This window comes from Streptomyces sp. YIM 98790, assembly GCF_011421595.1.
Taxonomy (GTDB): Bacteria; Actinomycetota; Actinomycetes; order Streptomycetales; family Streptomycetaceae; genus Streptomyces.
In genome coordinates this window covers 1-12,962 of the sequence record NZ_WTLH01000163.1, presented here as the reverse complement: position 1 = coordinate 12,962, position 12,962 = coordinate 1, and the positions used below count along the sequence as shown (strand labels likewise).

The following is a 12,962-nucleotide window of genomic DNA, read 5'->3' as shown; positions in this document are numbered from 1 at the left end:
ACCGCGGTGGCCGCCGGGCGGCGCGCGGACGGCGGTGTGCGCCGCTCAGTGGGGCAGGCGCCGGCAGAGCGGTCGGTGGGAGCGGGGAGAATGAGGAGATGACCATCAGCAGTACCATTCCCGGCCTCGCCGCCGACTGCCTCGCCGATCCGCACCTGCGTCCCGATCCCGGCCCCGGCGGCCCCCGGGAGATCGTCGTCCTGGGCTCCACCGGTTCGATCGGCACCCAGGCCGTCGACGTCGTACTGCGCAATCCGGACCGCTTCACCGTCACCGGCCTGTCGGCGGCCGGCGGCCGGACGGATCTGCTGGCCGAGCAGGCACACCGGCTGCGGGTGCGCACCGTGGCGGTGGCCCGTGCCGGGGCCGTGCCCGCACTGCGCGAGGCGCTGCGGGCCCGTTACGGCCCGGGCGAGCCGCTGCCCGAGATCCTGGCCGGGCCGGATGCCGCCGCCGACCTGGCCGCCTCCGAGTGCCACACCGTGCTCAACGGCATCACCGGCTCCATCGGCCTGGCGCCCACCCTGGCGGCGCTGTCGGCCGGCCGGGTGCTGGCGCTGGCCAACAAGGAGTCGCTGATCGTGGGCGGCCCGCTGGTCACCGGGCTGGCCAAGCCGGGCCAGATCGTGCCGGTGGACTCCGAGCACTCCGCCCTCTTCCAGGCGCTGCTGGGCGGCACCCGCGGGGAGGTCGCCCGCCTGGTGGTCACCGCCAGCGGCGGCCCCTTCCGCGGCCGGAGCCGCGCCGAACTGGCCAGGGTCACCCCGGCGGACGCCCTGGCCCACCCCACCTGGGACATGGGCCCGGTGATCACCATCAATTCCGCCACCCTGGTCAACAAGGGGCTGGAGGTGATCGAGGCCCACCTGCTGTACGACATCCCGTTCGACCGCATCGAGGTGGTCGTCCACCCGCAGTCATATATTCACTCCATGGTGGAGTTCGCCGACGGCTCCACGCTGGCCCAGGCCAGCCCGCCGGACATGCGGATGCCCATCGCCCTGGGCATCGGCTGGCCGGAGCGTGTTCCGGGCGCGGCCCCGGGCTGCGACTGGAGCCGCGCCCACACCTGGGAGTTCTTCCCGCTGGACACCGACGCCTTCCCGTCGGTGCCGCTCGCCCGGCACGTGGGTACTCTCGGCGGTACCGCGCCCGCCGTGTTCAATGCGGCCAACGAGGAATGCGTGGACGCCTTCCTCGCCGGCCGGCTGCCGTTCACCGGGATCGTGGACACCGTCGCCAGGGTGGTCGAGGAGCACGTCGGCACGCACGGAACGCCGTCCGCCGGAACCTCCCTGGCCCTGGCGGACGTCCTCGAAGCGGAGGCCCGGGCCCGCCACCGCGCCCGGGAGCTGACCGGAATGACCGAGACGACGCCCGAGGAAAAGGGGCAGCCGCTGTGACCACCCTGATGTTCATCCTCGGCATACTCATCTTCGTCGTCGGCCTGCTGTTCTCCATCGCCTGGCACGAACTGGGCCACCTCTCCACGGCCAAGATGTTCGGCATCCGGGTCCCGCAGTACATGGTGGGCTTCGGCCCCACGCTCTGGTCCCGGCGCAGGGGCGAGACCGAGTACGGCATCAAGGCCATCCCGCTCGGCGGCTACATCCGCATGATCGGCATGTTCCCGCCCGGGGACGACGGCCGCATCCGCCAGCGCTCCACCTCCCCGTTCCGCGGCATGATCGAGGACGCCCGGGCCGCCGCCTACGAGGAGCTCCGCCCCGGCGACGAGAAGCGGCTGTTCTACACCCGCAAGCCGTGGAAGCGGATCATCGTGATGGCCGCCGGTCCGGGCATGAACCTGATCCTGGCGGTGGCGATCTTCCTCGGCGTGCTGATGGCCTTCGGCATCAACCAGACCACCACCACCGTCGCCGATGTGGCCCAGTGCGTGGTGCCGCAGAGCGAGCAGCGCGACGAATGCCGGGCCGACGACCCCCGCTCACCCGCCGCCGCGGCCGGCCTCCGCCCGGGCGACACCATCGTCGCCTTCAACGGCGCACCGGTCACCGAGTGGAGCAGGCTCCAGTCGGCCATCCGCGACACCATCGGCCCGGCCGTGATCACCGTCGAGCGGGACGGCGCCACCGTCGACCTGCACGCCAGCCTGATCGAGAACCAGGTGGCCAAGCTCGACGACCGCGGCTACGTCGAGGGCGAGTACGTCACGGCCGGCTTCCTCGGCTTCACCCCGGCCAGCGGCATCGTCAAGCAGGATTTCCCGCAGGCCGTCGAACACATGGGCGGCATCATGGCCTCCGGCCTGGACGCCCTGATCGGCCTGCCCGGCAAGATCCCCGGCCTGTGGGACGCGGCCCTGGGCAACGGCGAACGGGAGGCCGACTCACCGGTCGGCGTGGTGGGCGCGGCCCGGGTGGGCGGCGAGGTCTTCACCCTGGACATCCCCGCCAGCCAGCAGGTGGCCACCTTCCTGTTCATGCTGGCCGCCTTCAACCTCTCCCTGTTCCTGTTCAACATGCTGCCGCTGCTGCCGCTGGACGGCGGCCACATCGCCGGCGCGCTGTGGGAGTCCGCCCGGCGCAACGTGGCCAGGGTGCTGCGCCGCCCCGACCCGGGACCGTTCGACGTGGCCAGGCTGATGCCGGTGGCGTACGTGGTGGCGGGCCTCTTCATCTGCTTCACGCTGCTGGTGCTGGCCGCCGACATCGTCACCCCGGTCCGGCTCGCCGGCTGACCGCCGCGCCGGTGCCTGCGGCGCGGGCGGGGCGGCAGCCGCCGCCCGGGGCCGCCGGGGGCCCTGGGCCCTCGCCCTCGGCATACGCCCGTCACCCGGGTGCCGTACGCTCAGTACCGTCCGGACCGGCCGAGGAGCCGCAGACTCCGACCGGACCAAGACTTGTGAGAAGTCCGTTGAACCACACGTGGGGTTGCACACACCGATGACCGCCATCTCGTTGGGAATGCCGTCCGTTCCGCTGAAGCTCGCCGAGCGCCGGCGCTCCCGCCGGCTCCAGGTCGGCTCGGTGGCGGTGGGCGGCGACGCCCCCGTCTCCGTGCAGTCCATGACCACCACCCGCACCTCCGACATCGGCGCCACCCTCCAGCAGATCGCCGAGCTGACCGCCTCCGGCTGCCAGATCGTGCGGGTCGCCTGCCCGACCCAGGACGACGCCGACGCGCTGCCGGTCATCGCCCGCAAGTCCCAGATCCCGGTGATCGCGGACATCCACTTCCAGCCCAAGTACGTCTTCGCCGCGATCGACGCGGGCTGTGCGGCGGTGCGGGTCAACCCGGGCAACATCAAGCAGTTCGACGACAAGGTCAAGGACATCGCCAAGGCCGCCGCGGCGGCCGGCACCCCCATCCGCATCGGGGTCAACGCCGGGTCGCTGGACAAGCGGCTGCTGGCCAAGTACGGCAAGGCCACCCCGGAGGCGCTGGTGGAGTCGGCGCTGTGGGAGTGCTCGCTGTTCGAGGAGCACGGCTTCCACGACATCAAGATCTCGGTCAAGCACAACGACCCGGTGGTGATGGTCAACGCCTACCGGCAGCTTGCCGAGANCTTCCACGACATCAAGATCTCGGTCAAGCACAACGACCCGGTGGTGATGGTCAACGCCTACCGGCAGCTTGCCGAGAAGTGCGACTACCCGCTGCACCTGGGGGTCACCGAGGCCGGCCCGGCCTTCCAGGGCACCATCAAGTCCGCCGTGGCCTTCGGCGCGCTGCTGTCCGAGGGCATCGGCGACACCATCCGGGTCTCGCTCTCCGCCCCGCCGGTGGAGGAGGTCAAGGTCGGCATCCAGATCCTGGAGTCGCTGGGGCTGCGCGAGCGCGGCCTGGAGATCGTCTCCTGCCCCTCCTGCGGCCGGGCGCAGGTCGATGTGTACAAGCTGGCCGAGGAGGTCACCGCCGGGCTGGAGGGCATGGAGGTGCCGCTGCGGGTCGCGGTGATGGGCTGCGTGGTCAACGGCCCGGGCGAGGCCCGCGAGGCCGACCTCGGCGTGGCCTCCGGCAACGGCAAGGGCCAGATCTTCGTCAAGGGCGAGGTCATCAAGACCGTTCCCGAGTCGAAGATCGTGGAGACCCTGATCGAGGAGGCGATGAAGATCGCCGAGGCGATGGAGGCCGACGGCACCCCCTCCGGCGAGCCCCAGGTCTCCGTGGCCGGCTGAGCAGCCTCCGGCGGCCTGCACGGTTCCCCGACCGTCCCGGTGGCGTACTGCCACCGGGACGTCCTCGTCCCGGGCGGCGGCCGGCCTCCCGGTGGGGTCCCGCCGCATGGCCGGGCGGATTCCACACCCGCGGTCCTCCCGCCCCGCTGCGCCTCCCTCCCGTGTCCCTCCCGCGCCCCGCGCCGGGGCGGCCCCTCGCCGACCCCTGCCCCGGAGGACCTGGCACGCGGGCCTCCCCGGGCGGGCGAGCGGGCCGCGCCCCCGGGGCGTCCCCGCGGGCGATGAGGTGCACGGTGCACCCGTTGCCCGGCCGGGGCCGCCGCCACGGGGTACAGTGCGACCACCGGCGGCTCCGCCGCACCGCACCCCGCCACCCCGCCCCACCCCTCGCGGAGCGCCGCCACCCGTCCCTCCGTCCGCCGTCCCGGCCTCCTGCCATCCCCCGTCGTCCCCGAGTGGCAAGGCTTTTCCCCAACGTGCTCACTGCCTCTCTCACGCGGGTCCTGGGGCCCGCCGAGCTCAGCGACGCGCTGGCCGTCCTGGACCTGGATCCGGCCGCCAATGCCTTCGTCACCTCCCGCGTGCTGGAATCCGGCCTGGACCCGGTCCGGCTCGGCGGCGAGATGTGGGGCTGGTACGTCCACGGCCGGCTCTCCGCCCTGTGCTACTACGGCGCCAACCTGGTGCCGCTGTCCGCCGGCCCGGACGCGGTCCGCTCCTTCGCCGAGCGGGCGGTCCGCCAGGGCCGGCTGTGCTCCTCCATCGTCGGCCCGGCCGGCTCCACCGCCGCGCTGTGGTCCCTGCTCGAACCCTTCTGGGGGCCGGCCCGCGAGGTGCGGGCCCGGCAGCCGCTGCTCACCACCACCGCCATGCCCCCCGGCATCACCCCGGACCCCCGGGTCCGGCGGGTGCGGCGCAACGAGATGGACCTGGTGATGCCCGCGGCCGTCGCCATGTTCACCGAGGAGGTCGGCGTCTCCCCGCTCAGCGCGCCCGACGGCGGCCTCGCCTACCAGGCCCGGGTCGCCGAGACCGTCGGCCAGGGCCGCTGCTTCGTGCGCGTCGAGGACGGCCGGGTGGTCTTCAAGGCCGAGATCGGCGCCGTCACCCCGCGGATCTGCCAGATCCAGGGCGTGTGGACCGCCCCCGACCGGCGCGGCCGGGGCCTGGCCACGGCCGGGCTCGCCACCGTGATGCGGCACGCCTTCGCCGAGTGCTCGCCCGTGGTCAGTCTCTACGTCAACGACTTCAACACCCCCGCCCGCGCCGTCTACCGCCGCCTCGGCTTCACCGAGGCCGGCACCCTGATGAGCGTGCTGTTCTGACCGCCTCGGGCCCGGATCGCACCCGTGTGTGAACGGAGGGGTGCGCGCGACTTCTCGGCGACGGAACGTTAATCTCCGGGCATGGAAGACCCCGCCGTCGGCCCGCTCGATCTCGCGGCCCGGGTGGACGAGGCGCTCCGCGTGCAGGCGGTCGCCTTCGGCCTCACCGAAGAAGAGATCCTGGTGCGCCGCCACATCGTGCTGCGTCACCTGGCCACCCCGGGCGCGCGCGCCTACGGTGCCGTCACCGCCGCCGGGCGGCTGGTGGGCTTCGTCTACGGCCTGCCCTGCGACCGGTCCCAGTGGTGGGCCTCGGTCGTCGAGCCCTATCTGCGCAAGAACGGCGCGGACGACTGGCTGGACGACTCCTTCACCGTCACCGAACTGCACGTGCTCCCCGACTACCAGGGGCGCGGCATCGGCCGCAGGCTGATCACCACCCTCACCGACCAGGTGGCGCAGCCCCGCTCGCTGCTGTCCGCGATCGACACCGACAGCCCGGCCCGCGGCCTGTACCGCAAGCTCGGCTACCGGGACCTGGCCCGCCAGGTCCGGTTCCCGTCCGCCCCGCGCCCCTACGCCGTGATGGGCGCCGTGCTGCCGCTGCGCCGCCACGAGCCACGGCACGGGACCCGCGAGCGCACCGGCCGGTGACGGCTCAGCGGGCTCGGGCACCCTCCCGTCCTTCCGGCCCCCGCCCCTCCCGCGCCTCCCGCGCCTCCCGCCCCTCCCGTCCCTCCCGTCCGCCTGTCCGGAGCCGCCATGACCGCACCAGTCCAGCGCCTGTCCCGCACCCTGCTCAGAACGCTGCGGGAGGCACCGGCCGACGCCGACACCGCCGCCCTCCGGCTGCTGGTCCGCGCCGGTTACCTGCGGCGCACCGCTCCCGGCCTCTGGAGCTGGCTGCCCCTGGGCCGGCTGCTGCTGGACAACGTGCTCCGCGTGGTGCGCGAGGAGCTGGACGCCATCGGCGCCCAGGAGGTGCTGCTCCCGGAAGGCGGCCGCGCCGGACGTCCGGCCGGCCTGCTGGCCGAGCTGGTGCGCGACCAGTGCGCCTCCTACCGGGACCTGCCGGTCACCGTGCACCGCATCGGCACCGCACACCGGGACGGGCCCCGGCCCGGTGGCGGGCTGCTGCGGGCCCGTGAGCACCTCGCCCTGGACTCCCTCGCCTTCGCCCTCGGCGAGCGGGAGACGGACGAGGCATACGCCCGGTACCACGCCGCCTGCCGCCGCATCCTCACCAGGCTGGCCGTGCCCCACCGCCTCGTCCCCGCCCTCCCCGGCGGGGCCGGGGAGGCGTACCTCGGCGGGGCCGAGGGCGGCGACGACACCCTGGTCACCTGCCGGGCCTGCGGCCATGAGGCCATGACGGGGGCGGTCACCGTCTCCGTCCCGGCCGCCGACCCGGCGGCCCACCCGCCGACCGAGGAACTGGACACCCCCGACACCCCGACCATCGGGACGCTGGCCGCCCAGCTGGGCGTCCCGGCCTCCGCGACCCTGAAGAACCTGCTGGTCACGGTGGACGGCGAGATCACGGCGGTGGGCGTGCCGGGGGACCGCGAAGTCGACATGGAGCGGCTGGCCCGGCACCTGGCCCCGGCGGCGGTGGAGCTCGTCACCGCCGAGGACTTCACCGGCCGCCCGGACCTGGTGCGCGGCTACATCGGGCCGCAGGGCGGCATGGCGGGCACGGCGTTCCGCTACCTCGCCGACCCGCGGGTGGCGCCCGGAACCTCCTGGATCACCGGTTCCAACAAGCCGGGCAGGCACGCCCGGCATGTCGTGTGCGGGCGGGACTTCCAGGTGGACCGCTACCTGGACGTGGTGGCGGTGCGCGACGGCGACCCCTGCCCGGCGTGCGGCGCGGAGGAACTGCGCACCGGCCGCGCGGTGGAGATGGCCCGCGTGGCCCGCCTCGGCACCGGTTCCGGCGCGGCACCCGCCCTCGACGTGCTGGGCCCGGACGGCAGGCCCGCCCGCGCCGCCGCCGTCTCCTGGACGCTCGACCTGTACCGGCTGGTCACCGGACTGGCCGAGGCCACCGCGGACGAGCAGGGGCTGTGCTGGCCGCGCGCGGCCGCCCCGGCGGAGGTGCACATCGTGGCCGCGGGCAAGGCGGCCCGGACCGAGCTGGCCCTGGAGCTGGCCGGGCGGCTGGCGGAGGCCGGGGTGCGCGTGCTGGTGGACGACCGCGCGGGCGTCTCACCGGGCGTGAAGTTCACCGACGCCGAGCTGATCGGGGTCCCCACGCTGCTGATCGTCGGCCGCGGCGCGGCCGAGGGCCGGGTCGAGCTGAAGGACCGTGCCACCGGCACCCGCGAGGAGCACACCACCGCCTCCGCCCTCGCCCACCTCACCGCCCAGCGCCGCCCGGCGGCGCCCGCGTCCCGCCGCGCACGGCGTGTACCGCCCCGGGCGCGGCTCTGAGCCTTCCTCTGAGCCTGCCTCTGAGCCTGGCTCAGAGGCGGGTTCAGAGGCGGGTTCAGAGCCAGGTGGCGAACTCCAGGAGGGATTCCGCGTCGGCGCGGCTGCCCGCGGCGGCGTTCCGCACCGCGGACTCCACCGCCCGGAACACCGACCAGTCGCGCAGCCGGTCCGGGTCCACCTCGACCGCCGAGGACAGCTTCGCCACCCGCCGCCGGGTCTGCGCCGCCGCCCCCGCCGAGGCCATCACGTCGTGCAGCCGGTCCCGGACCAGCCGGGCCAGATCGTAGGCCGGCTCGCCCACCACCGGCTCCGGCCCCACCGCCAGCCAGGGTGCCCGCCCGCCGTCCGCGGCCAGCACCGCGCCCTGCCGGAAGTCCCCGTGCAGCAGCAGCCGTTCCCCGGCGCCGCCGGCCGCCGGGGCGGCCAGCAGCCGCTCCCGGGCCGCCAGCGCCTCGTCCACCATCGGCGCGATCGCCGGATCGGCCTCCGCCGCCGCCCGCATCGCCGCCGCCTGCCCGCCCGTGCGCTCCGCCACCGACGGAAACGGATGGTCCGCGCCCGGGTCCACCCACAGCCTGCGGACCGTGGAGACCGCCTCCAGCATCGCCTTGGCCTCCGGCAGCGAGCGCAGCGAGACCTCGCCGCGCAGCCGCTCCAGCAGCAGGGCCCCGCGCTCCGGCGCGCAGCGCAGCGACCGTACCGCCGCCAGCCCGTCCCAGCGCCGCAGCGCGGCGTCCTCCAGGGCCGCCGGGGCCTGCGGCGCACACAGCTTCAGTGCGGCCGGGGAGCCGTCGGCGGCATCACGCACCAGCACCGTCATGCTGGTCCGGCCGCCCGGCTCGGCGACCGCCTCCGCGGTCAGCCCCCAGCGGTCCAGCATCTCCGCCGCCAGTGAGGGCAGCGCGGCCAGCCACCCGGGGGCATGCGGCCGCTGGGCCAGGACCAGGCGGCGGGGCGGTTCCAGATGCAGCACGGAAGCCATCGGTCAGTCGCACCCTTCGGTTTGCAGGTCGCTTGGCGCCGCCGCCACGGCCGGATCAGCCGTCCTCGGCGGTGGTGGTGCCGCCGGCCGTGACCTCGGGCCCGGTGTCCCGGCCGTCCTCCCGGTCCTGCTGCTCGGGCAGGCCGGGGAACGGCACCGCTGCCCCCTCCCCGCCCCACCGCGCCGCGCGCAGCGCGGCCTCGCGCAGCGCCTCGGCGGCGTCCCGGCGGGCCTCGCCCTCGGTGGCGGCGACCAGGTCGGCGTAGACGGCGGTGAGCCGCGTCTCCAGCTCCGTCGCCAGTTCCAGGGCCCGCGCCGCGTCGGTCACCTCGTACGGAAGGGCGTAGGCGGGTGCCGCCGCGACCGGCTCGCCGCCGAGTCCGCGGACGGCGCCGCGCAGGGCGTCCCGCCGGGCGCGATGCGCCTGGTACGCGGTGCGGACCTCCTTCTCCTCGGCCTCCGCGGCCCACGCGCCGACCACGCCGTATCCGTAGACCGCGGCGTGCTCGGCCGCCAGCGCCGCCTGCATGGCCGCCAGCCCCGGGTCGCCGGCATGCGCGTTCTCCCGCGTCCTCACGTCCCGCACTCCCCGCTCCTCTCCGCCGCTGCGCTCACCCGGCCGCCCGTGCCGCCGCCGTTCCGCCGGGGCAGCCCGCGGGCGGCGGGCGGTGCCGGCTCCGCGCGGGGGCTCATGAGGAGGCTCCGGCGGGAACGGGGGCGGGGGCGAGCAGCCGGGACTGCACGGCATTGGCCGCGGCCAGCGAGGCGAGGAGGCGTGCCATGGCCGGCGGGGCGTCCGGCAGCGCGGCCAGCCGGCTCTCGGCGAGGCCGCGTTCGGCCTCCGCGAGCGCGTTCAGTGCCGCCTCCGGCCCGGCGGGCGGCGCCGGGACCGGCCGCCCGCCCCCGGCGCTCCCGTCCGCATCCGCATCCGCGCCCGCATCCGCCGCCGGGGCGCGCAGTTCGGCGAGGTGCGCCGCGGTGGTGGCCCGTCGCGGTGCCAGCGTCTGCGCCAGCCCCGGATGCGCCGCCGCGGTCGCGTCGTACCGGGCCAGCAGCGCCGCACTGTCCGCCGCGGCCCGCTCCCGCAGCCGCCGCTCCGCGCGCGCCTGTTCGTCCTCCTGCTCGTGTTCCGCCCGTTCCTGCGGCGGGGAGCCGGTGCAGCCCGCCAGCGCCGTCGCGGCGAGCACGCCGCCGGCGGCCAGCAGGGTGCGTCTGGACAACTCCTTCGGCAGCTCGCCGGTCACGTTTCGCCGCACTCTCCGTCCCGTCCGTACCGGTCCGACCCGACCGTGGCAGGCCGCCGCCGCCCGGCGGCCACCGCATGGGAGCGTACCCGGGCGGTCCGGCCCGGGCGGGCGCCACCCCGGTCCACGGCGGATGCGGCCTTGTGCGGTCCGGTCCGCGTACTCTCCCGTAGGCGATAGGCTGTGCCGCGAGACGCCGTCGCCGCCGCTCCGCAGGCGCCGCACGGCGCGCGGCGGGATCCAGCCGGACCGATCCAGCCGGACCGCCCGTACAGCCCCCATCGCCACAACAGCAGAAGCGGCCGAGGAGTCACCCGGATGAGCACCACCCAGAACGACCGGCTCCGGGAATTGGTGGAGCCCCTGGCCGCCGAGCGGGGCATGGACCTGGAAGATCTCACCCTCACCCAGGTCGGCAGCCGGCGGGTGCTGACCATCGTGGTCGACACCGACGAGGGCGTACAGCTCGACGAATGCGCCGAACTCAGCCGTGCCGTGTCGGAGATCCTGGATCAGCGCAACGCGCTCGGCGACGCCCCCTACGTCCTGGAGGTCACCTCCCCGGGCGTGGACCGGCCGCTGACCGAGCGGCGGCACTTCGCACGCTCCCTGGACCGCATGGTCGCGCTGCACCTCACCGACGGCAGCACGCTGACCGCCCGGGTACGCGCGGTGGACGACGAGGGACTGGATCTGGAGGTCCCGGGCGAGAAGGGCCGCAAGCCCAAGCGGCGGCGGGTGACCTTCGCGGAGATCGACAAGGCGCGCGGTGAAGTGGACTTCGCCCGCGGCGACAGCAAGCAGCAGCAGTAGCGCAAGGAGGCGTAGCCGTGGACATCGACATGAGCGCGCTGCGGGCGCTGGTCCGGGAGAAGGAGATCTCCTTCGACGTGCTCGTCGAGGCGATCGAATCGGCGCTCCTCATCGCGTACCACCGCACCGAGGGGAGCCGCCGCCAGGCGCGCGTGGAGCTGGACCGCAGGACAGGTCATGTGACGGTCTGGGCCAGGGAGGACCCGTCCGACCTGCCGGAGCCGGCGGAGGGCGAGGCGCCGCCGGAGCCCCGCGAGTTCGACGACACCCCGGAGGGCTTCGGGCGGATCGCCGCCACCACCGCGAAGCAGGTGATCCTCCAGCGGCTGCGGGACGCCGAGGAGGACGTCACCTTCGGCGAGTACGTCAGCCGGGAGGGCGACATCGTCACCGGCACCGTGCAGCAGGGCCGGGACCCGAAGAACGTGCTGGTGGACATCGGCAAGCTGGAGGCGATCCTGCCGCCGCAGGAGCAGGTGCCCGGGGAGGACTACAGCCACGGCACCCGGCTGCGCAGCTATGTGGTGCGGGTGGTGCGGGGCGCCCGCGGACCGTCGGTGACCCTGTCCCGCACCCACCCCAACCTGGTGAAGAAGCTGTTCGAGCTGGAGGTGCCGGAGATCGCCGAGGGTGCGGTGGAGATCGCCGCGATCGCCCGGGAGGCCGGGCACCGCACCAAGATCGCGGTGCGCTCGCTGCGGCCGGGCATCAATGCCAAGGGTGCCTGCATCGGCCCGATGGGCGGCCGGGTGCGCAATGTGATGTCCGAGCTGAACGGCGAGAAGATCGACATCGTCGACTGGTCGGACGACCCGGCCGAGCTGGTGGCCAACGCGCTCTCCCCGGCCCGGGTGAGCGGGGTGGAGGTGGTGGACCGGCTGGCCCGCTCGGCGCGGGTGACCGTGCCGGACTACCAGCTGTCGCTGGCCATCGGCAAGGAGGGGCAGAACGCCCGGCTGGCGGCGCGGCTCACCGGATGGCGGATCGACATCCGGCCGGACACCGAGCAGACCCCGGCCGGCCTCGACGAGGCCCCCGGCCACCGTTAGCCGGGGCCGGGCGGGGCCGTCACCGGCCCCGCGCCGCCGCACCGGTCCGGGAATGCCGGGGGAGGGGAGCGGCGTTTGTGCCCTTGCAGGGGCGCGATGGAGCCGCCGGCGGCGCCGCAGGGAGCCGCCCGCAACAATCTGTCACACGTGTCTGTCATCGTGTGCCGGGGCGCTGCCCCGGTCGCGGAACAGGACGCGCGGGGAGGTAGAATCGATCGTGTCTGGCCGGACGCGCGGCCAAGGCTGCCCTGAACGCACGTGTGTGGGATGCCGGCAGCGTGGCGCGCGGGACGTCCTGTTGCGTGTGGCGCTGATCGAGGGACGCTGCGTTCCTGATCATCGCGGTACGCTGCCTGGCCGGGGTGCCTATGTGCATCCCAAACCGGCCTGCCTTGAGCTGGCGGTCCGCCGCCGGGCGTTTCCCCGGGCCTTCCGGGTCCAGGGGCCGCTCGACACCACGGATCTTCAGCTGGCGGTCGGCGGTACGGCACCGTAACGCCGGAAAGTTGTCCGTAAGACGTAAGACGGTTCGCACGGAAGGTCCGTGCGTTCACGTACCTCGCGAGTCGGAAGCAGGTCGAGATTGCGATGAGCACTCGATGAGTACGCGATGAGTACGCCCGTGGAGTAGCGAAGGTCCGGCGGCCACCCCAACCCCGGACCGACTAAGGAGCGAAGTGGCAAAGGTCCGGGTATACGAACTCGCCAAGGAACTTGGAGTCGAGAGCAAGGTCGTCATGGCCAAGCTCCAGGAACTCGGCGAATTCGTCCGTTCGGCGTCCTCGACGATCGAGGCGCCGGTGGTTCGCAAGCTGACTGACGCATTCAACAAGGGTGATGGCGGCGCCCAGAAGTCCGCCCGGCCGTCGGCCCCCAGGCCGTCGGCCCGTCCTGCTGCCCCGAAGCCGGGCGGCGGCGCCGCTCCCCGGCCCGGAGGCGCGGCTCCCAAGCCGGGCCCCGCGCCGCGTCCCGCC

13 protein-coding genes are annotated in these 12,962 nt (G+C 74.5%); 10 read left to right on the top strand and 3 right to left on the bottom strand.

Features of this window, described 5'->3' with window-relative positions; all coding sequences use genetic code 11:
- Window positions 1-98: 98 nt before the first annotated feature.
- From dxr to GQS09_RS22050, 6 genes are all read left to right on the top strand, one after another.
- Complete coding sequence (dxr, locus tag GQS09_RS22075) at window positions 99-1,403, top strand: 1-deoxy-D-xylulose-5-phosphate reductoisomerase (RefSeq protein ID WP_165988963.1); 1,305 nt, start codon at window positions 99-101, stop codon at window positions 1,401-1,403.
- Window positions 1,400-2,701 (top strand): RIP metalloprotease, encoded by a 1,302-nt coding sequence (locus GQS09_RS22070; protein ID WP_165988962.1) that lies wholly within the window; start codon window positions 1,400-1,402, stop codon window positions 2,699-2,701. Before dxr ends, GQS09_RS22070 begins: the two co-directional genes overlap by 4 nt.
- Before the next feature lie 205 nt (window positions 2,702-2,906).
- On the top strand, window positions 2,907-4,142 hold the full coding sequence (locus GQS09_RS22065; protein WP_165988961.1) for a flavodoxin/ferredoxin-dependent (E)-4-hydroxy-3-methylbut-2-enyl-diphosphate synthase: 1,236 nt from the start codon (window positions 2,907-2,909) through the stop codon (window positions 4,140-4,142).
- A 476-nt stretch (window positions 4,143-4,618) separates the two neighbouring features.
- Window positions 4,619-5,467, top strand: coding sequence for a GNAT family N-acetyltransferase (locus tag GQS09_RS22060; RefSeq protein ID WP_165988960.1), 849 nt, complete (start codon window positions 4,619-4,621; stop codon window positions 5,465-5,467).
- 81 nt (window positions 5,468-5,548) lie between these two features.
- Window positions 5,549-6,121, top strand: a complete 573-nt coding sequence (locus GQS09_RS22055) for a GNAT family N-acetyltransferase (RefSeq protein WP_165988959.1) — start codon at window positions 5,549-5,551, stop codon at window positions 6,119-6,121.
- A gap of 108 nt (window positions 6,122-6,229) precedes the next feature.
- Window positions 6,230-7,900, top strand: a complete 1,671-nt coding sequence (locus GQS09_RS22050; RefSeq protein WP_165988958.1) for a YbaK/EbsC family protein — start codon at window positions 6,230-6,232, stop codon at window positions 7,898-7,900.
- A 55-nt stretch (window positions 7,901-7,955) separates the two neighbouring features.
- On the opposite strand, the gene GQS09_RS22045 is transcribed toward GQS09_RS22050, so the two are convergent.
- From GQS09_RS22045 to GQS09_RS22035, 3 genes are all read right to left on the bottom strand, one after another.
- Complete coding sequence (locus GQS09_RS22045) at window positions 7,956-8,882, bottom strand: aminoglycoside phosphotransferase family protein (RefSeq protein WP_165988957.1); 927 nt, start codon at window positions 8,880-8,882, stop codon at window positions 7,956-7,958.
- Between the two features lie 55 nt (window positions 8,883-8,937).
- Window positions 8,938-9,411: a ferritin-like domain-containing protein gene (locus tag GQS09_RS22040; RefSeq protein WP_165988966.1), complete on the bottom strand. Its 474-nt coding sequence runs from the start codon at window positions 9,409-9,411 to the stop codon at window positions 8,938-8,940.
- Between the two features lie 160 nt (window positions 9,412-9,571).
- Window positions 9,572-10,102 carry a hypothetical protein gene (locus GQS09_RS22035; protein WP_243761656.1) on the bottom strand — a complete coding sequence of 177 codons (531 nt, stop codon included), beginning with the start codon at window positions 10,100-10,102 and terminating at the stop codon, window positions 9,572-9,574.
- Between the two features lie 342 nt (window positions 10,103-10,444).
- Here GQS09_RS22035 and rimP point away from each other — a divergent pair, with 342 nt between their 5' ends.
- From rimP to GQS09_RS22015, 4 genes are all read left to right on the top strand, one after another.
- Window positions 10,445-10,939 (top strand): ribosome maturation factor RimP, encoded by a 495-nt coding sequence (gene rimP / locus GQS09_RS22030; RefSeq protein ID WP_165988956.1) that lies wholly within the window; start codon window positions 10,445-10,447, stop codon window positions 10,937-10,939.
- A gap of 17 nt (window positions 10,940-10,956) precedes the next feature.
- Complete coding sequence (nusA, locus tag GQS09_RS22025; protein ID WP_165988955.1) at window positions 10,957-11,988, top strand: transcription termination factor NusA; 1,032 nt, start codon at window positions 10,957-10,959, stop codon at window positions 11,986-11,988.
- Between the two features lie 217 nt (window positions 11,989-12,205).
- Window positions 12,206-12,484: a YlxR family protein gene (locus GQS09_RS28710; RefSeq protein ID WP_165988954.1), complete on the top strand. Its 279-nt coding sequence runs from the start codon at window positions 12,206-12,208 to the stop codon at window positions 12,482-12,484.
- 181 nt (window positions 12,485-12,665) lie between these two features.
- A partial coding sequence (locus GQS09_RS22015; protein ID WP_165988953.1) for a translation initiation factor IF-2 N-terminal domain-containing protein occupies window positions 12,666-12,962 on the top strand: 297 nt, incomplete at its 3' end.